The 24,255-nt window shown below is 63.7% G+C and carries 26 protein-coding genes and 1 pseudogene; 13 read left to right on the forward strand and 14 right to left on the reverse strand.

The genetic code is table 11. From position 1 onward, the window contains the following. Positions 1-11: 11 nt before the first annotated feature. The 3 genes from NKI79_RS14740 to rsmI form a co-directional block, all read right to left on the reverse strand. Positions 12-983: a complex I NDUFA9 subunit family protein gene (locus NKI79_RS14740; protein WP_352802300.1), complete on the reverse strand. Its 972-nt coding sequence runs from the start codon at positions 981-983 to the stop codon at positions 12-14. 192 nt (positions 984-1,175) lie between these two features. Next, positions 1,176-1,553, reverse strand: a complete 378-nt coding sequence (locus NKI79_RS14745) for a YraN family protein (RefSeq protein WP_023678973.1) — start codon at positions 1,551-1,553, stop codon at positions 1,176-1,178. Next, a complete protein-coding gene (gene rsmI / locus NKI79_RS14750) occupies positions 1,546-2,472 on the reverse strand; it encodes a 16S rRNA (cytidine(1402)-2'-O)-methyltransferase (RefSeq protein WP_352802302.1) in 927 nt (308 codons plus the stop codon). The genes NKI79_RS14745 and rsmI overlap by 8 nt, the downstream gene beginning before the upstream one ends. Positions 2,473-2,648: 176 nt before the next feature. Between rsmI and NKI79_RS14755 the strand changes: the two genes are divergently transcribed. Continuing rightward, positions 2,649-2,834 carry a hypothetical protein gene (locus NKI79_RS14755; RefSeq protein ID WP_352802304.1) on the forward strand — a complete coding sequence of 62 codons (186 nt, stop codon included), beginning with the start codon at positions 2,649-2,651 and terminating at the stop codon, positions 2,832-2,834. A gap of 259 nt (positions 2,835-3,093) precedes the next feature. Here NKI79_RS14755 and NKI79_RS14760 read toward each other — a convergent pair. From NKI79_RS14760 to rph, 5 genes and pseudogenes are all read right to left on the reverse strand, one after another. Then, positions 3,094-3,400, reverse strand: a pseudogene (locus tag NKI79_RS14760) (low molecular weight protein tyrosine phosphatase family protein). A gap of 4 nt (positions 3,401-3,404) precedes the next feature. Next, positions 3,405-4,568 (reverse strand): radical SAM family heme chaperone HemW, encoded by a 1,164-nt coding sequence (gene hemW / locus NKI79_RS14765; protein WP_352802306.1) that lies wholly within the window; start codon positions 4,566-4,568, stop codon positions 3,405-3,407. Beyond that, positions 4,565-5,242 (reverse strand): RdgB/HAM1 family non-canonical purine NTP pyrophosphatase, encoded by a 678-nt coding sequence (rdgB, locus tag NKI79_RS14770; RefSeq protein ID WP_352802308.1) that lies wholly within the window; start codon positions 5,240-5,242, stop codon positions 4,565-4,567. Before rdgB ends, hemW begins: the two co-directional genes overlap by 4 nt. Next, entirely contained in the window at positions 5,242-5,652 is a 411-nt protein-coding gene (locus tag NKI79_RS14775; protein WP_254818002.1) for a VOC family protein, read from the reverse strand. The genes rdgB and NKI79_RS14775 overlap by 1 nt, the downstream gene beginning before the upstream one ends. A 32-nt stretch (positions 5,653-5,684) precedes the next feature. Further along, the gene (rph, locus tag NKI79_RS14780; protein WP_254818003.1) at positions 5,685-6,401 is read right to left on the reverse strand and encodes a ribonuclease PH; all 717 of its coding nucleotides are present in this window, start codon (positions 6,399-6,401) and stop codon (positions 5,685-5,687) included. Positions 6,402-6,546: 145 nt separating this feature from the next. Here rph and hrcA point away from each other — a divergent pair, with 145 nt between their 5' ends. The 6 genes from hrcA (at position 6,547) to NKI79_RS14810 (ending at position 11,948) form a co-directional block, all read left to right on the forward strand. Beyond that, entirely contained in the window at positions 6,547-7,659 is a 1,113-nt protein-coding gene (hrcA, locus tag NKI79_RS14785; RefSeq protein ID WP_254818004.1) for a heat-inducible transcriptional repressor HrcA, read from the forward strand. Positions 7,660-7,692: 33 nt separating this feature from the next. Further along, the gene (locus NKI79_RS14790) at positions 7,693-7,890 is read left to right on the forward strand and encodes a hypothetical protein (RefSeq protein WP_254818005.1); all 198 of its coding nucleotides are present in this window, start codon (positions 7,693-7,695) and stop codon (positions 7,888-7,890) included. A gap of 100 nt (positions 7,891-7,990) precedes the next feature. Beyond that, positions 7,991-9,346: a PQQ-dependent sugar dehydrogenase gene (locus tag NKI79_RS14795; protein ID WP_352802311.1), complete on the forward strand. Its 1,356-nt coding sequence runs from the start codon at positions 7,991-7,993 to the stop codon at positions 9,344-9,346. Between the two features lie 87 nt (positions 9,347-9,433). Then, entirely contained in the window at positions 9,434-10,051 is a 618-nt protein-coding gene (locus tag NKI79_RS14800; protein ID WP_352802313.1) for a LysE family translocator, read from the forward strand. A 162-nt stretch (positions 10,052-10,213) separates the two neighbouring features. After that, a complete protein-coding gene (cysK, locus tag NKI79_RS14805; RefSeq protein ID WP_254818008.1) occupies positions 10,214-11,194 on the forward strand; it encodes a cysteine synthase A in 981 nt (326 codons plus the stop codon). A gap of 130 nt (positions 11,195-11,324) precedes the next feature. Beyond that, positions 11,325-11,948 carry a glutathione S-transferase family protein gene (locus NKI79_RS14810; protein WP_352648466.1) on the forward strand — a complete coding sequence of 208 codons (624 nt, stop codon included), beginning with the start codon at positions 11,325-11,327 and terminating at the stop codon, positions 11,946-11,948. 15 nt (positions 11,949-11,963) lie between these two features. Here the strand turns inward: NKI79_RS14810 and NKI79_RS14815 are convergent, their stop codons facing one another. Both NKI79_RS14815 and NKI79_RS14820 read right to left on the reverse strand, forming a co-directional pair. Next, positions 11,964-13,220 (reverse strand): RNA polymerase sigma factor, encoded by a 1,257-nt coding sequence (locus NKI79_RS14815; protein ID WP_352648464.1) that lies wholly within the window; start codon positions 13,218-13,220, stop codon positions 11,964-11,966. 7 nt (positions 13,221-13,227) lie between these two features. Further along, on the reverse strand, positions 13,228-13,596 hold the full coding sequence (locus NKI79_RS14820; protein WP_352648462.1) for a YciI family protein: 369 nt from the start codon (positions 13,594-13,596) through the stop codon (positions 13,228-13,230). A 237-nt stretch (positions 13,597-13,833) separates the two neighbouring features. On the opposite strand from NKI79_RS14820, the gene NKI79_RS14825 reads away from it, so the two are divergent. The 3 genes from NKI79_RS14825 to NKI79_RS14835 all read left to right on the forward strand — a co-directional run bounded on the left by NKI79_RS14825 (position 13,834) and on the right by NKI79_RS14835 (position 17,333). Beyond that, on the forward strand, positions 13,834-14,793 hold the full coding sequence (locus NKI79_RS14825) for a TAXI family TRAP transporter solute-binding subunit (RefSeq protein ID WP_352802316.1): 960 nt from the start codon (positions 13,834-13,836) through the stop codon (positions 14,791-14,793). A 63-nt stretch (positions 14,794-14,856) separates the two neighbouring features. Then, entirely contained in the window at positions 14,857-16,953 is a 2,097-nt protein-coding gene (locus NKI79_RS14830; RefSeq protein ID WP_352802317.1) for a TRAP transporter permease, read from the forward strand. Next, positions 16,950-17,333, forward strand: a complete 384-nt coding sequence (locus NKI79_RS14835; RefSeq protein ID WP_352802319.1) for a DUF1850 domain-containing protein — start codon at positions 16,950-16,952, stop codon at positions 17,331-17,333. The genes NKI79_RS14830 and NKI79_RS14835 overlap by 4 nt, the downstream gene beginning before the upstream one ends. Here the strand turns inward: NKI79_RS14835 and NKI79_RS14840 are convergent. The 4 genes from NKI79_RS14840 to NKI79_RS14855 form a co-directional block, all read right to left on the reverse strand. Then, on the reverse strand, positions 17,222-18,091 hold the full coding sequence (locus NKI79_RS14840) for a DUF4166 domain-containing protein (protein ID WP_352802321.1): 870 nt from the start codon (positions 18,089-18,091) through the stop codon (positions 17,222-17,224). The two genes, NKI79_RS14835 and NKI79_RS14840, sit on opposite strands and share 112 nt — an antisense overlap. Continuing rightward, positions 18,001-18,972: a saccharopine dehydrogenase NADP-binding domain-containing protein gene (locus tag NKI79_RS14845; RefSeq protein ID WP_352802323.1), complete on the reverse strand. Its 972-nt coding sequence runs from the start codon at positions 18,970-18,972 to the stop codon at positions 18,001-18,003. The genes NKI79_RS14840 and NKI79_RS14845 overlap by 91 nt, the downstream gene beginning before the upstream one ends. Before the next feature lie 50 nt (positions 18,973-19,022). Then, entirely contained in the window at positions 19,023-19,466 is a 444-nt protein-coding gene (locus NKI79_RS14850) for a thiol-disulfide oxidoreductase DCC family protein (RefSeq protein WP_352648455.1), read from the reverse strand. Positions 19,467-19,660: 194 nt separating this feature from the next. After that, on the reverse strand, positions 19,661-19,807 hold the full coding sequence (locus tag NKI79_RS14855; RefSeq protein WP_254818015.1) for a hypothetical protein: 147 nt from the start codon (positions 19,805-19,807) through the stop codon (positions 19,661-19,663). 408 nt (positions 19,808-20,215) lie between these two features. On the opposite strand from NKI79_RS14855, the gene NKI79_RS14860 reads away from it, so the two are divergent. The 3 genes from NKI79_RS14860 to ligD all read left to right on the forward strand — a co-directional run bounded on the left by NKI79_RS14860 (position 20,216) and on the right by ligD (position 24,228). Further along, positions 20,216-20,722: a YciE/YciF ferroxidase family protein gene (locus tag NKI79_RS14860; RefSeq protein WP_254818016.1), complete on the forward strand. Its 507-nt coding sequence runs from the start codon at positions 20,216-20,218 to the stop codon at positions 20,720-20,722. A gap of 143 nt (positions 20,723-20,865) precedes the next feature. Beyond that, positions 20,866-21,717 (forward strand): non-homologous end joining protein Ku, encoded by an 852-nt coding sequence (gene ku / locus NKI79_RS14865; protein ID WP_352802326.1) that lies wholly within the window; start codon positions 20,866-20,868, stop codon positions 21,715-21,717. A gap of 9 nt (positions 21,718-21,726) precedes the next feature. After that, complete coding sequence (ligD, locus tag NKI79_RS14870; RefSeq protein WP_352802328.1) at positions 21,727-24,228, forward strand: DNA ligase D; 2,502 nt, start codon at positions 21,727-21,729, stop codon at positions 24,226-24,228. Positions 24,229-24,255 lie beyond the last annotated feature (27 nt).

The following is a 24,255-nucleotide window of genomic DNA, read 5'->3' on the forward strand; positions in this document are numbered from 1 at the left end:
AGGGGGCCGTCCTAAGGCGGAGACGACCGCGAGCCTGTGCCACGACGCTGTTCGATCGCACGGATCACCTCGTCGATACCCCGCGGCTCGATGTCGAGTTCCTTCAGGCCAGGCACGTCGATTGCTGCCACATTGTCCTGACGCATGAGATCGACCTGGTTGCGCGTTATGGGGGCAGCCGGGAGGAGTTCCGCGACGCCAGCCAAGGCGTTCCATACCGCAAACGGCACCGGCATCAGCTGGACGTGCGTACCGAGCTGTCGGGCGATCTCCCGAAGCAGTTCCTTATAGGTGTAGATGCGCGGGCCACCGAATTCGAATATGGATGAACCCTTGTGGCTTCGCCCGTCGATCAGCCGGCTCACTGCTTCTGCGACGTCTGCCACATGGACCGGCTGAAGCCGTGTGCCTCCATCGCCGAACAGCGGATAGACCGGCAGGAGGCGTATCAGCCTCACAATGGTTGTCAGGAAAGCGTCGTCAGGTCCTGTCATGACGGCGGGACGCACAATGAAAGCGCCGGGAAATGCGCTTTCCACGGCACCTTCTCCGCGCCCACGCGCCCTTATGTAATTCGAATCCGATTGAGGATCGGAGCCGATCCCCGAAATCTGGACGAACTGGTCGATCGCGCGGTCGCGCGACGCGGCAGCGAGATCGCCCGCGGCTTTCACATGCACGCGTTCAAAGGTCTGGACGCCCTGCTCGACGTAAAGACTGACGGCATTCACGACCGCCCGCGATCCGGCAATGGCCGACCGGATCGAGGACGCATCCGTTATATCCGCCTCGACTGCTTCGGGCATCCTTGTAATCGAGGAGAAGACCAGGGCCACGCGAGCCGGATGGCGAGATGCGGCGCGCACCGTGAAACCTCTTTCCAGGAGCCGCTTCACGATCCTGCGCCCGAGAAAGCCAGTTCCGCCGAACACGGTGACGATCCGTTCCGGGTTGAGATCGTCGGGATCCATTTGCCTCGCCATCCCTTTGTCCTCGCATAGCTGCCACGAGGACTGCCCTGGCCGGCATTTGAACCAGCCCGTCGAACATCAGGACGATTGAGGAACAACGCAGGAACGCTTTTGTTCCAGTCAGCGCTGGGCGGATGTTTGACAGATCGGCAAACCATGATCTGAACCGCAGGCGCAGCAAAACGGCCCCACTTCGAGAATGGCCTAGTTTCGCCCGTAAAACACATTCTCGACATGCACCGGCCAGCGCCACGGCAGCACCGCCACCATGTCGAAGCGCACCGATAATTTTCCGTAGTCGGATTGGCGCGACAGCCAGAAATCGGCGGCGCCTTCGATGCGGTGCTCCGATTCGCGACCGACGGCTTCCATTGCCTCCATCAGCGTGCGGCGCGCCTTGACCTCGACGATCAGCACCAGATCGCCACGCCGCGCGATCAGGTCGATCTCGCCGAACCTGGTGCGGTGGCGGCGGGCAAGAATTCGGTAGCCTTTCAGCATCAGCGCCGCCGCCGCCAGCCATTCGCCGTGATGGCCGCGCCGGTAGGCCTTTTGCCGGCTGGCGCTCGGCCGTTCAGCCATCGCCGTCTCCGCCGGCCCCGTCTCTTCCAGCATTCTTGAGGTCGAGCAGCCGACGATAGAGCGCCTGCTTCTGGCCACCCGTCATCTTGGCGGCTTCCGCCGCTGCCTTGGAGGCCGGCATCTCGGCGGCGAGCGAAAGCAGCAGCCGGTCGATGTCTTCTGGCCCATCAGCGACCGCATCGGCCGGGCCGACGCAGATGACGATTTCACCCTTGGGCGTATCGGCTCCCGCATAATGGCCGGCGAGCGATTGCAGGGTGCCGGTCCGCATCTCCTCGAAAGTCTTGGTCAGCTCGCGGCCGACCGCCGCCTTGCGGGCACCGCCCAGCACCTCGACCATGGCACTGAGCGTCTCGGCCAGCCGGCGCGGCGATTCGAAGAAGATCAACGTTGCCGGCACCGCCTTCAGCGCTTCCAGCCGCGTCAGCCGCTGCCCGGTCTTCACCGGCAGGAAGCCGGCAAACAGAAACGCGTCCGAGGGCAGGCCGGATGCCGTCACTGCGGCAAGTGCTGCTGATGGGCCGGGGATCGGCACGACACGAATGCCGCGTTCCAGCGCCTCACCGACCAGCCGGTAGCCGGGGTCGGAGATGAGCGGCGTGCCGGCAGCCGAGATCAGCGCTACGCTTCGGCCGGCCAGCAGCGCCGCGATCAACTTCGGTCCGGCCTCGCCGGCATTGTGCTCGTGGTAGGCGGTGGTGCGGCGGCGGATGCCGTAGCGGTCGAGCAGCACGCGGCTGACGCGTGTGTCCTCGCAAGCGACGATATCGGCGGCGGCGAGCGTTTCCAGCGCGCGCAGCGTGATGTCAGCGAGATTGCCGATAGGCGTCGCCACCAGGTAGAGCGCCGGCTCGAGCGGCCGGGCGGCGATTTCGGTCTGCCCGACCACATAACTGCGTTTGGCCGATTCGCCGGTCACCTGCACAACTCCGTTCGACCCTGTTTGGCACGGCTCACGCTTGCTTGCAAAAGCCTGGGTTGCAAAGGCCCGGGTTCCAAAAGGGATGCCGACGTGAACCAGCCGCCATGCCTTCGCCATAGTAGGGAACGAAACCGTTGCCGGCGAATTTTACACCTGATCTCGGGAGGAGCAGGATGAACAGCCTGACCATACAGGACGTTTTCGAACCCTACTATGCCGGCCGCAAACGCTTCGCCGCGCCATACGACAAGAGCCTGCCTGCCGAAGCCGCAGATCGCAGAGCCAAGAAGCCGCTTGCACGCCAGCGATCGGCCGAGAGCAAGCAAGCAAACGAAACCGACCGCACGATGGAGCACTGACCGGACGATGCCCAATCGCTTCGACATTTTCATCACCCGCCTCGAAACAAAAAGCGCCCGCGATGGCGCAGCGCCACATTCCACAGACGACCAGCACCGTGCCTCGCGCGACAAAAGCGAGATCAAGCCGGCCCGTTCCGGAGAGACCAGCGAAAAAGATCGCGCCAAACACCGCCACAAGCACGAGGCTTGACCCCGCAAACCTTAGCAATCGGTCGAGACAGTTCTCGAAGCGCGGTTGCGAATGCTCCGCGATCTATCATTCACCCAGATACTTCGAGACACGGGCCTCCAGCAGGCCCACCAGAGCCGGGTCTATGAATGCATAGTCGTCGGGAATATCGAGGCAGATTACTCGAGCCTTTTTCAGGCTTGTCTTGAATTTCTGCTGCAGTTTGGCGCGGTGCGTTTTTTCCATCACGAAGGTGATGTCGGCCCGGGCGACGAGTTCATGCGTCATTAGTGCCGGCCGAAGCGACCTCGATGTCCCGCCGCTTGGAAAACACCTGCTCCGCCGTCGGGCTGCGCAAGCGATTCTGGCTGCAGATGAAGAGAACGTTCTTCAACGTGCTATCTGGCCAAATCCGCCACGACCGCATCGAGCACGATCATGCCGGCCGGCGTGGCGCGCAGGCGGGCATTGCCGATCGGTGCCACCAGGCCTTCGTCCTGCAGCACCGACAGCCGTGCCGTCGACAGGCCGCGCCCTGAAAATGCCTCGTAGCGGGAAAGGTCGATGCCTTCCGCCAGCCTCAGCCCCATCAGCAGGAACTCGTCGGCTTCTTCCGATCGCGTCAGGATCTCGCCGCCGGTAACGCCATGGCTCTTGGCCTCGACCAGATTGGCCCAGGTCTCCGGCATTTTCTCGGCGATCGTCACCACGCGGCGGCCATTTTCGACGAACCGGCCATGCGCGCCGGGACCGACGCCGACATATTCGCCATAACGCCAGTAGGTGAGATTGTGCCGGCTTTCGGCGCCGGGCCTGGCGTGGTTGGAAATTTCGTAGGCCGGCAGTCCGCGCGCGGCGGTGATCTCCTGCGTTAACGCGTAGAGATCGGCGGCAAGCTCATTGTCTGGAATGATGAATTTCCTTGCCGCATGCAGTGCATGGAACGGCGTGCCTTCCTCGATGGTCAGCTGATAGAGCGACAGATGGTCTGCGGCGTGGCCGATCGCCTGCTCGAGCTCCGCCTGCCACGCTTCCGGCGTCTGACCGGGTCGCGCGTAGATCAGGTCGAACGACAGCCGTGGGAATATCTCGCGCGCCAGGCCGATCGCATGCAGGGCCTCATCGACATTGTGCAAACGGCCGAGGAAGCGCAGATCCTTGTCGTTCAGCGCCTGCACGCCAAGCGACACCCGGTTGACGCCGGCCGCGCGATAGCCGCGAAAGCGCTCGGCCTCGACCGAGGACGGATTGGCCTCCAGCGTCACCTCGATGCCATCAGGCACCGACCAGTTCTTCGCCACTGCATCCAGCACCGCCGCCACGGTCTGCGGCTTCATCAGCGACGGCGTGCCGCCGCCAAGAAAGATGCTGGTCACCTCGCGCGGCCCGGTGCGGCCGCGCATCGTCGCCAGCTCGGTCTCGAAGGCGCGGGCAAAACGCTCCTGGTCGACCGGCTGGTGGCGGACATGGCTGTTGAAGTCGCAATAGGGGCATTTGGCCGCGCAGAACGGCCAGTGGACGTAGACGCCGAAACCGGGGCTGCGGTCGAGCAGCATGGTCATGCGCCGGCCAATCGGGCTTGGGCGAATTTCTGGAAAGCACGGGCACGGTGCGACAATGCGGTTGGCTGGCCGGGCTTCCAGCCATGCTTTTCCTCCGCGCTCATCTCGCCGAAGGTCCTTTCGAACCCATCGGGCAAGAACACCGGATCGTAGCCGAAGCCGAGCTCGCCGCGCGGCGGCCATACCAGCGTGCCCACGACCTCACCGCGAAAATATTCCGCCTGGCCATCGGGGAAGGCAAGGCAGATGACCGCGACAAAGCGGCCCTTGCGCTGGGCAGGCGTGATCGCGCCAACTTCTTGCAAGGCCACTTCCGTGCGCTGCATGGCCATGCCGAAGTCGCGGGAGCCGTCCGGCGTCTCGGCCCAGTTGGCGGTGTAGACGCCGGGTGCGCCGTCGAGCGCATCGACACACAGGCCGGAATCGTCCGACAGCGCCGGCAATCCAGTTGCCTTGGCGGCGGCCAAGGCCTTTATGAGGGCGTTCTGCTCGAAAGTGGTGCCGGTCTCGTCCGGCTCCGGCAAGCCGTATTCCTTTGCGGACTTCGCTTCTATGCCGAATGGCGCCATCAGATCGGCGAATTCCCGCAATTTGCCGGCGTTATGGCTGGCGACGACGATCTTATGCCCGTCAAGCGAATGAACAGCTGGCGAATGAACAGTCGGCGAATGCATCAGATGCCCCAGATTCTTGGCTCGGCGAACTCGATCGAATTGCCCGAGGGGTCGCGAATATAGATCGAGCGGCCGCCCTGCGGCCATTCGAACTCGCTTTCGATGGCGATTTTCTTCGCCTCAAGATGCGCTTTCCAGCGTGGGATTTCATCCGCGCTTGCGGCGAAGCAAAGATGGCCCTCGCCGACCGTGCCATGCGGCGGCACGGGCAGCTTGGCGTCGGCCCGCGGCGGCACCTTGGTCGCCTCGGCATTGAAGATAAGCAGCACGCCGTCGCCGCAGCGGAAGAAGAGATGCCTGCCATCGACCTTACCGAGCAGATCGAGCCCGAGGACGCCCGAATAGAACCGTTCCGCGGCAGCAAGGTCCGTCACGTAGAGTGCTGATTCCAGGATTGCTGAAGGGGTCACAGGATCGCCAATCTCTTCAATATTGACCGCAGCTAAGCCACGGCCATCTGCTGCAAGCTGACCAGGCGCTGAATGCCTTTTTTGGCGAGCCCCATCAGCGCCGCGAACTGCTCTTCCGAGAACGGCTCGCCCTCGGCTGTGCCCTGGATCTCGACGATACCGCCCTTGCCGGTCATGACGAAATTGGCGTCGGTGCCGGCCGAGGAATCCTCGATATAGTCGAGATCGATGACCGGCTGGCCATCATGGATGCCGCAGGAGATCGCCGCGACGTGATCCTTAAGCACCTTGCCCAGGCTCGCCATCTGGCGGGCTTCCATCCAGCGCAGGCAGTCGTAGAGCGCCACCCAGCCGCCGGTGATCGAAGCGGTGCGCGTGCCGCCGTCGGCCTGGATCACGTCGCAGTCGACGGTGATCTGCTGCTCACCGAGCGCCTGCAGATCGACCACGGCGCGCAGGGAGCGGCCGATCAGCCGCTGGATCTCCAGCGTGCGGCCGCCTTGTTTGCCGGCCGAAGCCTCGCGGCGCATGCGCTCGCCGGTCGAACGCGGCAGCATGCCGTATTCCGCCGTCACCCAGCCCTTGCCGGAGTTGCGCATCCAGCCCGGCACCTTTTCCTCCAGGCTGGCCGTACACAGCACATGCGTGTCGCCGAACTTCACCAGGCACGAGCCTTCCGCATGCTTGGAGACGCCGCGCTCGAAGGAGATGGGGCGCATTTCGTCGAATTGGCGTTTGGAAGGGCGCATTCAGGCTTCTTTCTTTCTTCGGAATCTTGGCCGGGGAATCTTGGCCGGCTTGTAGCCGCACGGGGCGTGAGGCGCAAAGGAAAATGGACCGGTTGCGCCGACGCCGCGGAAGTCTATATCTTCGGACCGGAGGTTTTTGGCTCGAATGACCAAGGTAGTCGATCCCGGTTCGCAGTCGCCAGTGCTCTCGTCGCCGGCACTTCAACCGCCCGCGCTTCAATCGCTCGATATGCGTTCGCGCGACATCTTCCGGCGCATCGTCGATTCCTATTTGAGGGATGGCGAGCCGGTCGGTTCGCGCAGCCTGTCGCGCATCCTGCCGTCATCGCTGTCGCCGGCCACCATCCGCAACGTGATGAGCGACCTCGAGCATCTCGGCCTGATTTACGCGCCGCACATCTCGGCTGGCCGGCTGCCGACCCAGGCCGGCTTGCGCTTCTTCGTCGATGCATTCATGGAACTCGGCGACCTCTCCGACGAGGAGCGCCGCACCATCGAGGCGCAGGTGCGCGCCTCCGGCTCGGGCGCGACACTGGAGCATATGCTGACCGAGGCCAGCCAGATGCTGTCCGGCATGTCGCGCGGCGCCGGCCTCGTGCTCGCCGCCAAAAATGAGGCGGCGCTGAAGCACATCGAATTCATCCAGCTCGAGCCGACCAAGGCGCTGGCCGTGCTGGTCTCGCAGAACGGCGACGTCGAAAATCGCGTCATCGATCTGCCCGCCGGCATCACCGTCTCGCAATTGCACGAAGCCTCCAACTTCCTCAACGCCCATATCCGCGGCCGCACCCTGGCCGAGGCCCGGGTCGAAATCGCCCGCATCAAGGAAGAGACCAGGGCAGCCCTCGACACGCTGTCGCAGGATCTGGTCGAGAAGGGCCTGGCGGTCTGGGCAGGCGCCGAAAGCGGGGTGCCTGGGCGGCTTATCGTGCGCGGCCGCGCCAATCTCCTGGAAAACGTCACCGCCCAGGCCGACATAGAATTGCTGCGGCATCTGTTCGAGGATCTGGAGACGCAGGATGGGCTGATCCAGCTCCTCGACCTCGCCGAGGAAGGCCCGGGGGTGCGCATATTCATCGGTTCGGAAAACAAGCTGTTTTCGCTGTCGGGCTCCTCGCTGGTGGTGGCACCCTATCGCGACAAGGACGCGCGCGTCGTCGGTGCGCTCGGCGTCATCGGGCCGACGCGGCTGAATTATGCGCGCATAGTACCGATGGTCGACTATACCGCGCAGCTGATTTCGCGCATGCTGCGCTAGGAGCCGCCGCGGCCTGCCGCAAGGAGAAAAAGAATGGCGCTGGAATCGTTCAAGGCCCAGATCAGCCTGCTGCTCGAGGAAATGGTCAATCAGCCTGAGGATCAGCACGAGGTGCAAGAGCAGTTGCGTGAGAAGCTGCAAGAGATGCGGGCCATGGGCCTGCCGCTGCCGGCCGATCTGGTCGCGCTGGAAAAGCGCCTCGACGACGACTTCTACGCCTCTGGCAACTGAACGGGGTTCGGCTTCAAATCCTCGTGTGCTGGACCACCGCTTGGAACGACCAATGCCTGATCCCGTTTGCCCTCTTCGAGGCAAACCTCGGAGGACGTTAATGATCCGATCTGGCGGCTTTGCGGCCGTTGCCGCTGCCCTCCTTGTCGCGACACCGGCAGCCGCCCAGCAGGCGGATCAAAAGGTGCTCAAAGGCGAAGCCGCTTTTGGCGATTGGCACGCCGACAGGCCTGGCGTCCGCCGCCTGATCGGGCCGCAAGACATGCCGGCAGCCGACCCCGCTCAATCCGCTTCGAACGGCGGCGGCGTGGCGGAACGGCCCGAAAGCGCCGAGCCAGAATTGCCGCCGGGCTTTTCGGCCGAAATGATCGCCTCCGGACTCTATAATCCGCGCGTCGTTCGCGTCGCTCCGAACGGCGACCTGTTCATCGCAAACGGCCATGCCGACCAAATACGCGTCTACCGTCTGGCCGAGGGCCGCGCCAAACCCATCGAGAAAGCGATTTTCGCCCAAGGCCTCAACTATCCATACGGCATCGCCTTCTATCCGCCAGGCGGCAAGCCGCAATGGGTCTATGTCGCAAACAGCGACAGCATCGTCCGCTTCCCCTATCGCGACGGTGACCTGAAGGCGTCCGGTAAACCAGAAACCATTGTCGCCAAAATCCCGTCGGGCGGTCACTCGACCCGCGACATCGCCTTCTCGCTTGACGGCAAAACGCTTTTTTTATCGGTTGGCTCGGACTCGAATGTCGCCGAGGACATGGACAAGCAGCCGGATGGCGGCCTTGACGCCTGGGCGAAATCAAAGCCGCTCGGGGCGGCCTGGGGCCCCGAGGAAGGCCGTGCCGATGTGCTCGCCTTTGACCCGGACGGGAAAAATCCCCGAACTGTCGCCACCGGCCTGCGCAACTGTACGGGCATGACGGTGCAGCCCGCCAGCGGCGCGTTGTGGTGCGTCGTCAACGAGCGCGACGAGCTCGGCGACAATGTGCCGTTCGAGTTTGCAACTGAAGTCAAGGACGGTGCGTTCTATGGTTGGCCTTGGTACTACATCGGCAACCACGAGGATCCGCGCCATCAGGGCGAGCGGCCAGACCTCGCCGGCAAGGCCACTGTCCCCGACGTGTTGATGCAGGCGCATTCGGCGCCAATGAACATAGCCTTCTACGACGGCAAGAACTTTCCGGCGGATTACCGGGGTGATGCTTTCGTCACCATGCATGGTTCGTGGAACCGTGGCGCCAGGACCGGCTACAAGGTGGTGAGGCTCAAATTCAGGGATGGCAAGCCGACCGGCGAGTATGAGGACTTCATGACCGGCTTCGTCATCTCGAACGACGCCGTCTGGGGCCGCCCGGTCGGTGTCGCCATGGCCAAGGACGGCTCCCTGATCGTCACCGAGGACGGTAACGGCACCATCTGGCGCGTTACCTACGAAGACGGCCGCTCCTGAGCGGCGGCGTCGCCTGCTGCGCTGGCGCAATAGAATTCGGCCCGAGGGAATTCACCCAACTTCAACATTGTGCGACAAGCGCGAACCATGACGCTCACCGGGTTCCTCGCCTATAGCGCCGCCCTCGGCATCGCCGCAGCCATCCCCGGCCCAGGCGTCACCGCGCTTGTTGCGCGTGCGCTGGGTTCCGGCTTCCGCTCGTCGCTGGCCATGTCGTTCGGGCTGATGCTCGGCGACCTGACCTATTTAACTGCCGTGGTGCTCGGCCTGGCTTTCGTCGCACAGACGTTCGGCATGATCTTCCTGGCCATCAAATGGCTGGGCGTCGCCTACCTCGCTTTTCTTGGCTGGCGTTTCTGGACGAGCGGCATCACGCCCGAAACGGTAGAGGCGAAGAACGGCAAAGGCGGCTTGGTATCCAGCTTTGTAGCCGGTCTCGCCGTCACACTCGGCAATCCGAAGACGATGATCTTCTATCTCGCCATCACTCCGACCATCGTCGATCTGAAGACGATCACGCTGGCCGATTACGGCATCCTGGTCGCGCTCACTATCATCGTTCTGCTCGTGGTGCTGGTGCCCTATCTGGCGCTGGCGGCCAAGGCGCGCTGGTTCCTGAAATCGCCGCGGGCGCTGAGGGCACTCAACCGCACCGCCGCCGGCTTCATGGTCGGTGCGGCGGCGGCAATTGCCGCCCGCCAGTAGATCTCTTCGCCAATCCGCCCAACGATTGTCACGCCCTGCAAGGCGCCGGTATTCAGCACGAACGTCACTCGGATATTTTTCGAACGTGCCTATCTTGCGCGGTGGATGGCTCTATCCTATGCCCGCCCGGCTCTTGCCGCTTGACCTCTGGGAGGAAAACCAATGAACAAGCCCGCCACCCACACACACGTGCCCGGCCGCGGCCGCATCTACAATTCGATCACCGAGACGATCGGCGACACGCCGCTGGTGCGGTTGGATAAATTCGCCAGGGAGAAGGGTGTCGTCGCCAATCTGCTGGCCAAGCTCGAATTCTTCAACCCGATCGCCTCGGTCAAGGACCGCATCGGCGTCTCGATGATCGAGGCATTGGAGGCTTCGGGCAGGATTACACCCGGCAAGACCACGCTGATCGAGCCGACCTCGGGCAATACCGGCATCGCGCTCGCCTTTGCCGCCGCCGCCAAGGGCTACAAGCTGATCCTGACCATGCCGGAAACCATGTCCGTCGAACGCCGCAAGATGCTGGCGCTGCTCGGTGCCGAGCTGGTGCTGACCGAAGGGCCGAAAGGAATGAAGGGCGCCATCGCCAAGGCGGACGAGCTGGCGGCAACACTGCCCGACGCCGTCATTCCGCAGCAATTCGAAAACCCCGCCAATCCGGAAATCCATCGCCGCACCACGGCCGAGGAAATCTGGAACGACACCCATGGCGAAGTCGATATCTTCGTTGCCGGCATCGGGACCGGCGGCACCATCACCGGCGTCGGCCAGGTGCTGAAGAAGCGCAAGCCCTCGGTGCATGTCGTCGCCGTCGAACCGGAAGCCTCGCCGGTGCTGTCGGGCGGCCAGCCAGGCCCGCACAAGATCCAGGGCATTGGCGCCGGCTTCGCGCCAAAAATCCTCGACACGACGATCTACGACGAGATCGTCAAGGTCTCGAACGAGGATTCGGTTGCCAATGCACGGCTCGTCGCTCGGCTCGAAGGTGTGCCGGTCGGCATTTCGTCGGGTGCCGCCCTGCAAGCGGCGATCGTCGTCGGCTCGCGGCCCGAAAACAAGGGCAAGACCCTCGTCGTCGTCATCCCCTCCTTCGCCGAGCGCTATCTCTCGACTATCCTGTTCGAGGGATTGGGGACTTAGAGTCTGGACACGAGAGTGTTTGACCGGTTGTAGCGATCCTTCGCGCTGCCCCTCCGGCATCAAACGTTCTGTATCGACGCTTCGGCGTGGAAACCACCAAATCGTCGCTGCCCGGCAGGTGGAGGACTTCATGTACAAGCTCTATACGCGTGCCAATACCGGCGGCTTTGTCGTCGAGGCGGCGCTCGCTTTGGCGGGCGTGCCTTTCCACCAGGTCGACGTTCCGAAGGGCCGCCTCGATCAGGCCTTTCTTGACATCAGCCCCTTGAACCAGGTGCCGGTGCTGATCTTGCCGGACGGACGCTCGATGACCGAATCCGCGGCGATCTGCATCCTGCTGGCCGAGCGCCACCCGGAAGCAGGACTGGCGCCCGCGGCAAGTTCGCCTGACCGTGCGGATTTCCTGCGCTGGATGGTTTTCATGTCGTCGGTCATCTATCCAGCCAACCTGCGGTTCTTCTACGCACATCGCTACACGGCCGACGCCGGCGGCGTGGACGCCCTCAAACAGGCGGCGGTCTCGGAAATGGATCGCAGCTTCGCCATTCTCGATGCCGCTCTCGACGGCCGCGACTGGCTGGCCGGCGACCAACTCTCGCTGGCCGACATCTATCTCGTCATGTTGGTGGCCTGGCATCCGGAGGTCGCGAAGGTTCCAACCGCTTGGCCGAACATCGAACGCCTGTGGGCCAATTTGCGGGAACATCGGGTGATGAAGAGGCTGAATGCTTCCCACGACATGTGGCCGGCCTGAGCACTCCGCCTTGTCTCAGTCTTTTTCCGCGCGGCCGAGCGCGGCCCGTCGTTCCTGCAGGAACCGGCGCACGGCTGGATCGCGTTCGAGGCCGATAGCCCGGTCATAGGCCTCGCTCGCCTGCGGAACTTTGCCGACCCTGGCCAGCAGGCCCGCGCGGGCGGCCCAGTAAGGTTGATAGTCATACAGCCGCTTATCGCCGCTGAGTTGATCAAGGGCGCCCAATCCTGCCGAGGCACCTTCGGCCTCGGCAATGGCCACCGCACGGTTGATCGAAACCACCGGCGAGCCGGCAATCACCGACAGCGCGTCATAGAGCTCCTTGATCGCGACCCAGTCGGTGCCGCCGGTCAGCCGTCTTGTCGCATGGGCGGACTGCACGGCGGCCTCAAGCTGGTAGCGGCCGACAACGCCCTTGGCCGCGGCGCGCCCAAGCAGCGTCTCCGCTTCATCGATCAGTGTATCGTCCCACAGTGCAAGATCCTGCTCGGCCAGCGGCACATAATCGCCCGCCGCATTGCGCCGCGCCGCGCGCCGCGCTTCGGCGAACAGCATCAGCGCCAAAAGCCCGAGCGCCTCCGGCTCGTCCGGCATCAGCGTGGCCATCAGACGGCCGAGCCAGATAGCTTCGGTCGCGAGGTTGCGGCGCCGCGTTTCGGTGCCGGCCGGGTCGGACCAGCCTTCGGCAAACGCCGCGTAGATTGCTTCCAGAACGGTGCCCAGCCGCTCGCCGAGTTCGGCCCGCTCCGGCACGCGGAACGGAATGCCTGTCTCGCGAATTCGTGTCTTGGCGCGCACCAGGCGCTGGCTCATCGTGGCTGGCGAGACAAGGAAAGCCGAGGCGATCGTCGCTGCGTCGAAGCCCAAGACCGTCTGCAGGATCAGCGGCGCGCGGACGCCGGCCTCGATCGCCGGATGGGCGCAGGCAAACATCAGCCGGAGCCGCTCGTCCGGCAGGTCTTCGTCGACCATGCGTGCCTCCATCTCCTCGGCGATCAGCCTAAGGTGGTCGCGGGCCGCCTCGCTTGTCAGTCGCCGTCTGACCGCGTCGACGCGGCGCTTGCGTGCCACCGCCAGCAGCCAGGCGTCCGGCTTGTCGGGCACGCCCGCCTGTGGCCAACGCTCGAGCGCCGCTGCAAAGGCATCTGCCAAGGCGTCCTCGGCAGCGGCCACGTCGCGTGTGCGCGCGGCGAGATACGCGACCAGCTTGCCGTAGCTTTGCCGGGCGGCCGCTTCCGCCGCCGCCCGCGCGATCTCCGGACGACTGTCCATCACACGGTCACTTCTGGGATGGGTACTCGGTCATTTCCCAGATCGGCCGCACCTCGATCGTGCCGGTGCTGGCACCCGGGCAGCGAGCCGCCCAGGCAATTGCTGCGTCGGCGTCCTCAGCCTCGATCATGTAGAAGCCGGCGAGCTGCTCCTTGGTGTCGGCATAGGGACCGTCGAGCACATTGGTCTTGCCGTTGGCCATCCGCACCGTGGTGGCGGTCTGGGTCGGCTTCAACCGGTCGCCGGCCAGCCACGCTCCGGATTTCTTCAACGCCTCGGTATAGGCTCCATAGGCTGCGCTGATTTCGTAGGTCTTCTCCGTCGGCGCGGCCGCCATCGCGGCTTCGTTCGCATAGATCAAAAGCATGTATCGCATGGTCTTCTCCCGTTTTTCTCGAAGGCCGCTCCGTTGCGGGCCGAACGTATGTCGCGCGGCCTCGCCCGATTTCGACAGGCGCTGCAAAAATCTTTCGGCTGCCATGGCATTTCACGCAAGCTCAACCGTTCGTCTAATGGCGACAATTGCGGGTTGGCATTTCCCGTCCGCTCTCTAAACTCGTCCCGGATCGCGCTGACGAGGAGAGTGCGGCAGATACTTCAGGGAGGAAACGGAATGCTCAATTTCAGGACGAAGTTCGTTGCCGCCGGCGCGATAGCGCTGTCGCTTGGCCTTGGCGCGGCATCGGTCAAGGCACAGGAATTCATCAACGTGCTGACCGGCGGCACGTCGGGCGTCTACTATCCGCTCGGCGTGGCGCTGTCGGAAATCTACGGCAAGGGCATCGAAGGCGCGCGCACCCAGGTGCAGGCGACGAAAGCGTCGGTCGAAAACCTCAACCTGCTGCAGCAGGGCAAGGGCGAGATCGCCTTTGCACTCGGCGATTCCGTCAAGCTGGCCGCCGAAGGCAATACCGAAGCAGGCTTCCCAGGCAAGCTCGACAAGCTGCGCGGCATTGCAGCCATCTATCCTAATTATATCCAGATCGTCGCCAGCAAGGAATCCGGCATCAAGACGCTCGCCGATCTCAAGGGCAAGAGCCTTTCGGTCGGCGCGCCGGCCTCAGGCACCGAGCTCAACGCCCGCACCATTTTCGCCGCTGCCGGGCTGAAATACGAAGACCTCGGGCGGATCGAATATCTGCCCTTTGCCGAATCCGTAGAGTTGATCAAGAACCGCCAGCTCGACGCCACGCTGCAGTCGGCGGGCCTTGGGGTCGCATCGATCCGTGACCTCGCCACCTCGGTGCCGGTAAACATCGTTGCCGTGCCGGCGGAGGACGTCGCCAAGATCGGCTCGCCCTATCTTTCTGTGGTCATCCCCAGGGGCACCTATGAGGGCCAGACCGAGGATGTCGCGACCGCCGCCGTCGGCAATTTCCTGATCACCAGCGCCGATGTCCCTGACGAGACCGCCTACCAGATGACCAAATTGCTGTTCGAGCATCTCGACCAGCTCACCGCTGCCCACGCCGCCGCCAAGGCGATCGACCCCGCCAAGGCGCTCGACGGCATGCCGGTGCCGCTGCATCCAGGCGCCGAGAGGTATTACAAGGAAAAGGGATTGGTGAAGTAAGGAGCCTCGCCTCGCTCCGCACCCTCCCTCGAGGAGGGGAGCGCCCCGCCAGGAACCCCGCTAATGACCGCAACCCCGACCGTTCTTTCCCCCACAGCGGAAGCTCCTGTCGAAGGATTACCGCCGGGCTTCGGCGAAGGCATCACCGGCAAGGCGGCTTTTCTCATCGCCATCGCCTTCTCCATCTTCCAGATCTACATCGCCGCCTATGGCAGCCTGCCGAGCCAGGTCGTACGCGCCATGCATGTCGGCTTCCTACTGCTGCTCGGCTTCGCCCTAATCGCCAATCTGCGCGCCAAAAGCGTCCCGGCGAAAGCAGTGTTCTGGACGCTCGGCGTGCTTGGCTTCGCCACCGGTCTGTACAATTGGGTGTTCTATGCCGACCTCATCCGCCGCTCCGGCTTTCTCACCACGCCTGACCTGATCGTCGGCGCGGTGCTGGTCGTGCTGGTCTTCGAGGCGGCGCGGCGATTGATGGGGCTGCCGCTCGCCGTCATTGCCTTCATCTTTCTCGCCTACGCATTTGCCGGCAATCATCTGCCGCCGCCTTTCATCCATCGCGGCTATGATTTCGCCCAGCTCGTCGACACCTTCGCCTACGGCACCGAAGGCATCTACGGCACGCCGATCTATGTTTCGGCCGCCTACATCTTCATCTTCGTCGTCTTCGCCGCCTTTCTTGAACGCGCCGGCATGATCGCGCTGTTCAACGATTTTGCGCTTGGCCTGGTCGGCTCATGGCGCGGCGGCCCGGCGCAGGTCTGTGTGCTGTCCTCGGCGCTGATGGGCACCATTTCCGGCTCCGGCGTCGCCAATGTGGTGGCCAGCGGCCAGTTCACCATCCCGCTGATGAAGCGCTTCGGTTTCCGCTCGGCTTTCGCCGGCGCCGTCGAGGCGACCTCGTCGATGGGCGGCCAGATCATGCCGCCGGTGATGGGAGCGGTTGCCTTCATCATGGCCGAGACCCTGAACATCCCCTATGCCGCGGTGGTCAAGGCGGCGATCATCCCGGCGCTGCTCTATTTCGGCGCCTGTTTCTGGCAGGTGCACCTGGAGGCAGGCAAGGCCGGCCTGCACGGCATGGCCAAGGCCGACCTGCCCAATCCGTGGGATGCGGTGAGACAGCACTGGCCGCTGGTACTGCCGCTCGCAGCACTGATCTACCTGCTGTTTGCCGGCTACACACCGGTGTTCGCCGGCACCATGGGCCTCGCGTTGACCATCGTGCTCATCCTCGGCACGCCGCTTGCTGCATCGATCGGGCCGCTCGCCTTCCGCATCGTCTTCTGGCTGGCGCTCGGGCTTGCCGCGGCTTCCTTCATGAAATTCGGCGTCGACATCCTCAGCCTGGTCATCGCCGTGCTGGTCGTCGCCTGCCTCACGTTCAAGGGCGGGCGCGAGACGCTGCGCATATGCATCGATTCCCTTGCGGAGGGAGCAAAGAACGCGCTGCCGGTCGGCATTGCCTGCGCCATCGTCGGCATCGTCATCGGCACGTTGACGCTTACCGGCATCGCCTCGACCTTCATCGGCTGGATCATCTCGATCGGCGAGAACAATCTGTTCCTGTCGCTGCTTTTGACCATGCTCACCTGCCTGGTGCTCGGCATGGGCATACCGACCATTCCCAATTACATCATCACTTCGTCGCTGGCCGGGCCGGCGCTGCTGTCGCTCGGCGTGCCGTTGGTGGTCAGCCATATGTTCGTCTTCTATTTCGGCATCATGGCCGATCTCACCCCGCCTGTGGCGCTGGCCGCCTTCGCCGCCGCACCCATGGCCAAGGAAAGCGGTCTCAAGATCGGCATCCAGGCCACCAAGCTTGCCATTGCCGGCTTCGTAGTGCCGTTCATGGCGGTCTATACCCCGGCGCTGATGCTGCAGGACCCCGGCCCGATCGCCGCCCAGTTCGGCTATCCCGTCGAGGTCGCCTATATCCTCATCAAAGCCTGCATGGGCATAGTCCTGTGGGGCGCCGCTGCCGTCGGATTTCTGGCCCGGCGCATGGCCTGGTGGGAACGCCTCATCGCCTTCGCCGCCGGCGTGCTGCTGGTTGCGGCGCTGCCGCTTACCGACGAGGCGGGCTGGGCGCTGTCCCTTGCCTGGATCGGCTGGCACTGCTGGCGCGCGCGGCAGGCTTCGCTGGCCAACTCGGCATGAGCCTCTGCATCGTCGCGGCCGGCAAGACGGTGGCGCTCGCGGTCGCTGCCTTCACGCTCTCCTGGGTGCATTCGGTGGAGAAGACCCAGTGGCAGGAAGACTGGAAGGTGCTGCCGTCCGGCCTGCAGCTGGTCGAGGCCCGCATCAAGGGATCGGGCGCCGGGATGGAGCCGCCGCAAGGCTCGGTGCTGAGAAACAGCTGGTGGGTCTATGCGCCCAAGGTCGGGCCACAGCGGCGCCTCGTGCTCGCCGCGTCGGGCGCTACGGGTCAGGGTTGGACGCTGTGCACGGCGCAGGACTGCCGCGAACTGGCTAAGCTGGCAGGCGACACGATCTCGCTGGAGCCGTGCGGGCCGGAGGGCTCCAGCCAGCCGCGGTAGCAGGCGATCATGCCGGCAAGTGGATGCGAGATCTCGACGTGGAAGCGGAAGCGGCCATCCTCCACCGTTTCGTAGGAAGTCGAGCGTGGACCGAGCCACATCGGCAGCGGCAGGCCAAAAAAGCTCCAGCGGCGCAAGACCAGCGCCAGCCGGCCGTCCTCGGCAACCAGCGCCATCGCGAAGGTCAGCGGGCCGAAGCGTTCGCACAGCAGGCGCTGCGATCGACCCCGGCCTGCGAACTGTAGGCTCGAAAAACTGTGCTTGCCGAATGTCCGCGTCCAGGTCTCGCCGTCCTTCTCGGTGTCGAAGCGGACATGAACCGGGATGTCCTCGCTTGCCCCGGGGAAGCCGACCATCCGGGCCATTAGCCAGCCAAGAACATTGCGCCCGCGTTCGACGCGCGCGCGGCCTGCCGCCATTGTTGTGCAATCGTGCATGGCGCGGATTTCCCGGGGCAGGCCATGCCAGGCGTCGCCGAGCAAGACGGCATAAAGCGACTTGTCCCTGTCAGCGGGCTCATTCCTGAACCCGGTGTAGATTGTCTTGCCGGCGAACAGCGCTTCATAATCCCGGAGCTCCAAATCGCGCACCGCCGCCCGTGCGCCCGGCGCGGGCTGATGTCCGGCCAGCGCTTTGCGGACCAGCGCTTCGACCGCCATCGACGGGATCAGCGGCCCATCATTGCCCTCGGCCAAGAGATGCCACGAGCGCTTGACGATGGCGCCCGCCCGGTCAGATCCCTCCACCTCGACGAACATGCCGCCGCGATGCTCGCCCCGCGCAGCCGGTTCGTTGCCTGATGCATCAGCGGCGCCAGCGGCAAAAGCGAACCGGTCAATCCGGCTCGCACCAGCCAGGCGAGGCAGATCAGGGCGCGGTGCAGCAACTCGGGTACCGGCCCGGCTCCCATCCAGATGGTCCTCGCCTCCGGCCAAAGCTCGGCCAAGGCGCGCAGGTCGGGAACGTCGACAAGCGAAAACAGCGTGTATCGAAGCGGCAGCCGGCCCGGCGGCGCGATGGTGTAGCGCAGTTGTTCGGTGAACGGACGGCCTTGTTCCGGACGGCCATTGCGAACAAGCCGCACCGGCTGACCGGCATAACCGGCGATAGCGTGAATGACGTTTCCGCCGACACCGGCAAAGGGCGACGGCGCGATGCCGCCGCGAATGCCGTCGACCCGCGTCAGGTCCGACGACAGGCGGCGCACAACCGCGGCCGTCAGCACCGGAAAGCTCGAGACGCCGGACAGCACGAAAACCCCTGCATTTCGCGCCGCCTCGTCGAACGCAGAGACGCCGGCGACGAAATCCGAGCCGTCGGCTAGATCGAGATAGTTGATGCGCCGGGCGATGCAGGCCTCGATCAGGCGATAGCGTCCCTCGCCATAGGCCTGGAACGGGCCGCTCGCGTCGACTACAATATCAGGCTCAAATGCAGCGAGTTGCGCGGCGAGATCGCCGTCACGGTCGAACAGGGCCGGCTGCAGCCGGGCTGCTGTCGGCGCGCGCCTGTTGCAATAAGCGTCAGCCTTGGCAAGCGAGCGCCCGGCGACGAAGAGGATCAGACGCGGTTCGCCCTCCAAAAGCTCGACGGTGCGACCGCCAAAGGTGCCATAGCCGCCGACGACAAGAACCTTCATCCGCAGTTCCCCCAAAATGCCCCGCGCCGCTCCCGGCCACGGCGGTGAGCCTAGCCGATCAACCTTGCCCTCACCTCGGCGGAAGGGATTTCACAATTGTCCTTCTTGCCGAACAGAGCGTAGCGGTTCTTTGCGATGCGGTCGTAGAGCCAGTCGCGAAGCGGGCGCGGCAACAGCAGCAGGATCCGCGCTGCCCGCCACGGCCAGCCGAGTTCGGCCATGACGGCAACGAAACTGTCCAGGCGGGTGAAAGCGGCGCCATCGACGATGACGAGATTGGTCTCGTAGCGATCCGTTCGCAGCCCGGATTTCTTGAACAGCATCTCGCCGAAGGGCGACTGCGCGGTTGCGAAATGGAAGCGGCCCTTGCGGTCGAGCTTCACCACCATGCGCACAAAGCCCGAGCACAACACGCAAATACCGTCGAACACGATCAACGGGCGACGTGATTCGAATTCTGGCGGCTCAGGAGAATGGTTCGGCTTGACGATCACGTGACGCCCCGCAGCTGGTGTCAGGCGACACTAGACCTGCCGGCGGCTGGATCAAAGCCCGGACTGCTGAAGGCTTGGCATTGTCGCACGCCGTCTGTCGGTCAGCGCAGGGCGCTCGGCGCGATAGGTCGTTGACCGATTGTCGGCGTCGGGCCGGCATATCCGGCTGTCGTGACGGCTCTCCATGCTCATCATCAGTGCACGCTGATCCCAAGTGTGTTGCCACGGCGCGCGCAGGCGGGGCCTGGGCCGCGCATGTAATACCGCTCGGGCCGATAGGTCGGTGCGACGAATTCGCGGATGGCGGCAGCATAGCCGGCGATGTGATTCCAGAAGCTCATTTTACTCGGTCCCTGTCCCGTTTCGGATGTCCCTTCCGAATTGCGGGGATCATAGCGTCCAGGCGTGAATAGTCGGTGAACGCGATGTTAATCTCTGGTCGAAAATGCCTTCGTTCATGGCTGGAATGCGGCTGATTCGCGGTGTTTCCATGCAGTCCGTCGGCATTTCGCCCAGTGTGACTTTTGCATCACATATGTTTCGCCTGAATGTCGCTGAGGCGCGGTTTTGTTTCAGCTTTTTGCTGGACCGCGAAATTTCCGTGCACGCGGCCGGAAAACCAGGAACCCGCCCGTCAGCCGCACGTTGATTTCCCAGTGCCGGGACGAACCGGTTCCGCAGGCTGTGGTGCTCGGGTTGGGCCGCAGCCAAAAATCCGAAACTGCAAGAGCAATAGAAGGGCAAAGGCCATGGGCTTCTTTTCGAAGGATATCAAAACACTCGATGACCTGTTCGTGCACACGCTGCGCGACATCTATTACGCTGAAAAACAGATCGAGAAATCGCTGCCGAAGATGATCGACAAGGCGAGTGATCCGCAGCTGAAAGCCGGCTTTGAGAAACATCTCGCCCAGACCAAGGGTCATATCCAGCGTGTCGAGCAGGTGTTCGAACTGCACGGCGTGAAGGCCAAGCAGGTCGACTGCCCGGCCATCGACGGCATTCTCGAAGAGGCCGACGACATCAGCGGCGACATCGCCGACAAGGAAGTCCTCGACGCTGCGCTGATCGCCTCGGCCCAGGCGGTCGAGCATTATGAGATGACCCGTTACGGCACCTTGATTGCCTGGGCCAAGCAACTGGGCCGCAGCGACTGCGCCAATGTGCTGGCCAACAATCTCAAGGAGGAGCAGGCGACCGACCGCAAGCTTACCGAAATAGCGGAAAGCAAGATCAACCTGCAAGCCGCCGAGTAGGGCAGCGATAGAGAATTGAGTTCAAGGCAAGGCCGGGCCGAAAGCCCGGACTTGCCTTTTGCGCCGCCGGAACCGGAACGGGCTTTGGCCGTTCTCGGTTGAACGCCGTTCTCGGTTGAACCTTGTCGCGCAGGGAGTTTGTCATGGCGCCGCGCCCCGCCTGGAGAGGATATCTCAAGCTTTCGCTGGTCACTTGCGCCGTCGAACTGACCAATGTCGTGACCCAGGCGGAGAAAGTCTCGTTCCGCGTGCTCAACCGCAAGACCGGCAATACCGTCAAGCGCGTCTATGTCGATTCGGCAAACGGCAAGCCGCTCGATGAAGGGGACGAGATCAAGGGCTACGAGATCGGCGACGGCGACTTCGTCCAAATCGAGGAGGAGGAGATCGAAGCCGTGCAGATCGAATCCTCGCACACGATGAGCCTCGATGGTTTCATCGAAAAATCCTCGATCCAGCAGATCTATCTCGATACGCCCTATTATGTGACGCCTGCGGACGAGGTCTCGGAAGAGGCCTTCGCCGTCATCCGCGACGCCATGGCCGCCAGGAAGACGGCGGGGCTGGCCCGTATCGTGCTCTATCGCCGCGAACGTCCGGTGGTCATCGAGCCGTTGGGCAAGGGTCTGCTGCTGACGACCCTGCGCTATGGCGATACGGTTCGCAGGCCCGAGGTGGTGTTCGGCGACATCAAGCCGGTGAAGACCGACGCCGAAATGATCAGGCTGGCCGAACACATCGTCGATGAGAAACAGGCGAAGTTCGATCCTTCCGAATTCGAGGACAAATACGAAAACGCCCTGATCGAGCTGGTCCGCGCCAAGAAGGCCGGCAGGAAGGCACCGAAGACAAAGGCGGAACCACGGCCCTCCAACGTCGTCAATCTCTTCGATGCACTGAAGAAGAGCCTTTCGTCGGAAGCCGGTGGGCCGGCAAAGACCGGACGCCCGGCAAAGGGCGCCAAGTCCAAAGCCGCTCGGCGCAAATCTGCTTAGGATCAGACCATGGCCAGCCTCGAGCAGTATCACGCCAAGCGCAATTTCAAGAAGACCACCGAACCGGCCGGCAAGGTTTCGCGCGGCAAGAAAGCCGAGCCAGGTGGCATCTTCGTCATCCACAAGCATGCCGCCACCAGGCTCCACTACGACCTTCGTCTCGAGCATGGCGGCGTGCTGTGGAGCTGGGCAGTGACGCGGGGCCCGAGCCTCGACCCGCACGAAAAGCGGCTCGCCGTGCATGTCGAGGACCACCCGATCGACTATGCGCCGTTTGAAGGCACTATCCCGAAGGACCAATATGGCGGCGGCTCGGTCATTGTCTGGGACGAGGGAACTTGGGTTCCCGATGGCGACCCGGCAAAGGCGATGAAGAAAGGCCATATCAGTTTCGAACTGCATGGCCACAAATTGCACGGCGCCTGGCATCTGGTACGGCTGAAGCCGCGTCCGGGCGAACGGCGCGACAACTGGTTGCTGATCAAATCCGACGATGCCGCCGCGCGTCCGGGCGAGGACATTTTGCAGGAGGCGCCGCAATCGGTGAAATCCGGCCTGACCATCGAGGAGGTCGGCGAAGGCAAGACCGCCGACGGCAAGAAGCCAAGCGTCTGGCAGTCCGACAGGCCGGCCGCCAGCAAAGCGAAGGCCGTCGCCGCAAGGCGGCTCGAATTCATCGAACCGGCGCTCGCAACGCTGGAGCGGGACGCCCCGCCCGGCAAGGACTGGCTGCATGAGGTGAAGTTCGACGGCTATCGCATGCAGGCGCAGCTTGCCGGCACCGAGGTTCGGCTTTTGACACGCGCCGGCCTCGACTGGACCGACAAATTCGGTGGCGCAATTGTCGCGGCACTTGGCGGCCTGAAATGCACCGATGCTATCATCGACGGCGAAATCGTCGTGCTGGCGGATAATGGCGTGTCGTCATTCTCGCTGCTGCAGCAAGATCTGTCGGCGGGCCGCACGGATCGTTTCATCTACTACGTTTTCGACCTGCTGCGTCTTAACGGTGAGGATATCCGTTCCGAACCGCTGGTCGAGCGCAAGGAAAGGCTGCGCACTTTGCTCGCCGGACAAGCCGAGGATCAGGCCGTGCGCTTCAGCGACCACTTTGCCGAACCCGGCAAGATCATGCTGGAGCATGCTTGCCGGCTGGGGCTCGAAGGCGTCGTCTCCAAGCGCGCCGACGCGCCCTACCGCAGCGGCCGTGTCCCGTCCTGGGTGAAGTCGAAATGTACGGCGCGCCAGGAATTCGTCATCGGCGGCTACATGCCGTCGGACAAGACCGGGCGGGGCCTGCGCTCGCTGCTGGTCGGCTATCATGAGGGCGGCAAGCTGCGCTATGCCGGCCGTGTCGGCACCGGCTTCACGGCCAAAAGCACCAACGAGCTGAAGAAGAGGCTTGATGCGCTGAAGACGACAACCTCGCCCTTCGACAGGGCGGTGCCAAGGGGCAAGGGGCTGGTCTGGGTCAAGCCCGAACTTGTCGGCGAAGTGGAGTTTCGCAGTTGGACGTCGGACCGTATAATACGCCACGCGTCGTTCCAGGGATTGCGCGAGGACAAGCCGGCGGAGGAAGTCGTGCAGGAGAAACCGAAAGCACGCTCAGCCCCGGCAGAGTCGAAGCCAAAGCCCGCCAAACCCGTGGCCACGGCGAAAACCTCGGTTACGCTGTCCCGCCCCGACAAGCTTCTGTGGCCCGAGGAGAACGTATCGAAGCAGGATCTGGTCGATCACTACGCGCTGGTCTGGCCGCGCATGAAGCAATTCGTCATCAACCGGCCGCTCAGCCTCGTGCGGGCGCCGGACGGTGTTGGCGGCCAACGGTTCTTCCAGAAGCATGCCTCGGCCGGCATGCACGACAAGATCGCCGTGATGAAGGATCCCACCGACGGCGAGGAGATATTGTTCATCCGCGATTTCGACGGTGTCGTGGCCCTCGTTCAACTTGGCGTCGTCGAGATCCACATCTGGGGCTCGACCACGGACGAGCTGGAAAAACCAGACCAGATCATCTTCGATCTCGATCCCGACGAGGGTGTCGACGTGAAGGCGGTGCTTGCCGCGGCGCTCGATATCCGCAGCCGGCTCGACGAACTGTCCCTGCCTAATTTCGTCAAGACCTCGGGCGGCAAGGGCTATCATGTCCTCGTCCCGCTGAAGCCGTCGGCGGACTGGGACGAGGTCAAAGGCTTCGCCCATGAGTTCGCCCGAGCGCTCGAGCAAGCCGCACCCGACCGCTACACGGCGACGCTGTCGAAGAAGGCGCGCACCGGCAGGATATTCGTCGATTATCTGCGCAATGGCCGTGGCGCGACCACGGTCGCGCCCTATTCGTCGCGCGCCAAAAAAGGTGCCACTGTATCAATGCCGGTGACCTGGGCGGAAATCGAGGCCGGATTGCCGCCGAACGCCTTTCCGATCGGCGACAAGACGACGCTGAAGCGGCTTGGGCAAGCCGATCCCTGGGAGGATTTTTTCAAGCAGGCCAAGCCGCTCAAGCGCGGCTAGAGCAATTCCAGGAAAAGTGTGTGGAAC

The organism is Mesorhizobium sp. M0340, from assembly GCF_040321535.1.
Taxonomy (GTDB): Bacteria; Pseudomonadota; Alphaproteobacteria; order Rhizobiales; family Rhizobiaceae; genus Mesorhizobium.

Bases quoted from the DNA above. Each gene is read 5' to 3' on its own strand.
- hrcA (WP_254818004.1), top strand. From the start codon at position 6,547: ATGACCAAGGTAGTCGATCCCGGTTCGCAGTCGCCAGTGCTCTCGTCG.
- NKI79_RS14800 (WP_352802313.1), top strand. From the start codon at position 9,434: ATGACGCTCACCGGGTTCCTCGCCTATAGCGCCGCCCTCGGCATCGCC.
- NKI79_RS14845 (WP_352802323.1), bottom strand. From the start codon at position 18,972: ATGAAGGTTCTTGTCGTCGGCGGCTATGGCACCTTTGGCGGTCGCACC.
- NKI79_RS14795 (WP_352802311.1), top strand. From the start codon at position 7,991: ATGATCCGATCTGGCGGCTTTGCGGCCGTTGCCGCTGCCCTCCTTGTC.
- NKI79_RS14740 (WP_352802300.1), bottom strand. From the start codon at position 983: ATGGCGAGGCAAATGGATCCCGACGATCTCAACCCGGAACGGATCGTC.
- NKI79_RS14820 (WP_352648462.1), bottom strand. From the start codon at position 13,596: ATGCGATACATGCTTTTGATCTATGCGAACGAAGCCGCGATGGCGGCC.
- NKI79_RS14840 (WP_352802321.1), bottom strand. From the start codon at position 18,091: ATGTTCGTCGAGGTGGAGGGATCTGACCGGGCGGGCGCCATCGTCAAG.
- NKI79_RS14835 (WP_352802319.1), top strand. From the start codon at position 16,950: ATGAGCCTCTGCATCGTCGCGGCCGGCAAGACGGTGGCGCTCGCGGTC.
- NKI79_RS14755 (WP_352802304.1), top strand. From the start codon at position 2,649: ATGAACAGCCTGACCATACAGGACGTTTTCGAACCCTACTATGCCGGC.
- ku (WP_352802326.1), top strand. From the start codon at position 20,866: ATGGCGCCGCGCCCCGCCTGGAGAGGATATCTCAAGCTTTCGCTGGTC.
- ligD (WP_352802328.1), top strand. From the start codon at position 21,727: ATGGCCAGCCTCGAGCAGTATCACGCCAAGCGCAATTTCAAGAAGACC.
- cysK (WP_254818008.1), top strand. From the start codon at position 10,214: ATGAACAAGCCCGCCACCCACACACACGTGCCCGGCCGCGGCCGCATC.
- rdgB (WP_352802308.1), bottom strand. From the start codon at position 5,242: ATGCATTCGCCGACTGTTCATTCGCCAGCTGTTCATTCGCTTGACGGG.
- NKI79_RS14810 (WP_352648466.1), top strand. From the start codon at position 11,325: ATGTACAAGCTCTATACGCGTGCCAATACCGGCGGCTTTGTCGTCGAG.
- NKI79_RS14825 (WP_352802316.1), top strand. From the start codon at position 13,834: ATGCTCAATTTCAGGACGAAGTTCGTTGCCGCCGGCGCGATAGCGCTG.
- NKI79_RS14860 (WP_254818016.1), top strand. From the start codon at position 20,216: ATGGGCTTCTTTTCGAAGGATATCAAAACACTCGATGACCTGTTCGTG.
- NKI79_RS14745 (WP_023678973.1), bottom strand. From the start codon at position 1,553: ATGGCTGAACGGCCGAGCGCCAGCCGGCAAAAGGCCTACCGGCGCGGC.
- hemW (WP_352802306.1), bottom strand. From the start codon at position 4,568: ATGACCATGCTGCTCGACCGCAGCCCCGGTTTCGGCGTCTACGTCCAC.
- NKI79_RS14830 (WP_352802317.1), top strand. From the start codon at position 14,857: ATGACCGCAACCCCGACCGTTCTTTCCCCCACAGCGGAAGCTCCTGTC.
- NKI79_RS14855 (WP_254818015.1), bottom strand. From the start codon at position 19,807: ATGAGCTTCTGGAATCACATCGCCGGCTATGCTGCCGCCATCCGCGAA.
- NKI79_RS14815 (WP_352648464.1), bottom strand. From the start codon at position 13,220: ATGGACAGTCGTCCGGAGATCGCGCGGGCGGCGGCGGAAGCGGCCGCC.
- rph (WP_254818003.1), bottom strand. From the start codon at position 6,401: ATGCGCCCTTCCAAACGCCAATTCGACGAAATGCGCCCCATCTCCTTC.
- NKI79_RS14790 (WP_254818005.1), top strand. From the start codon at position 7,693: ATGGCGCTGGAATCGTTCAAGGCCCAGATCAGCCTGCTGCTCGAGGAA.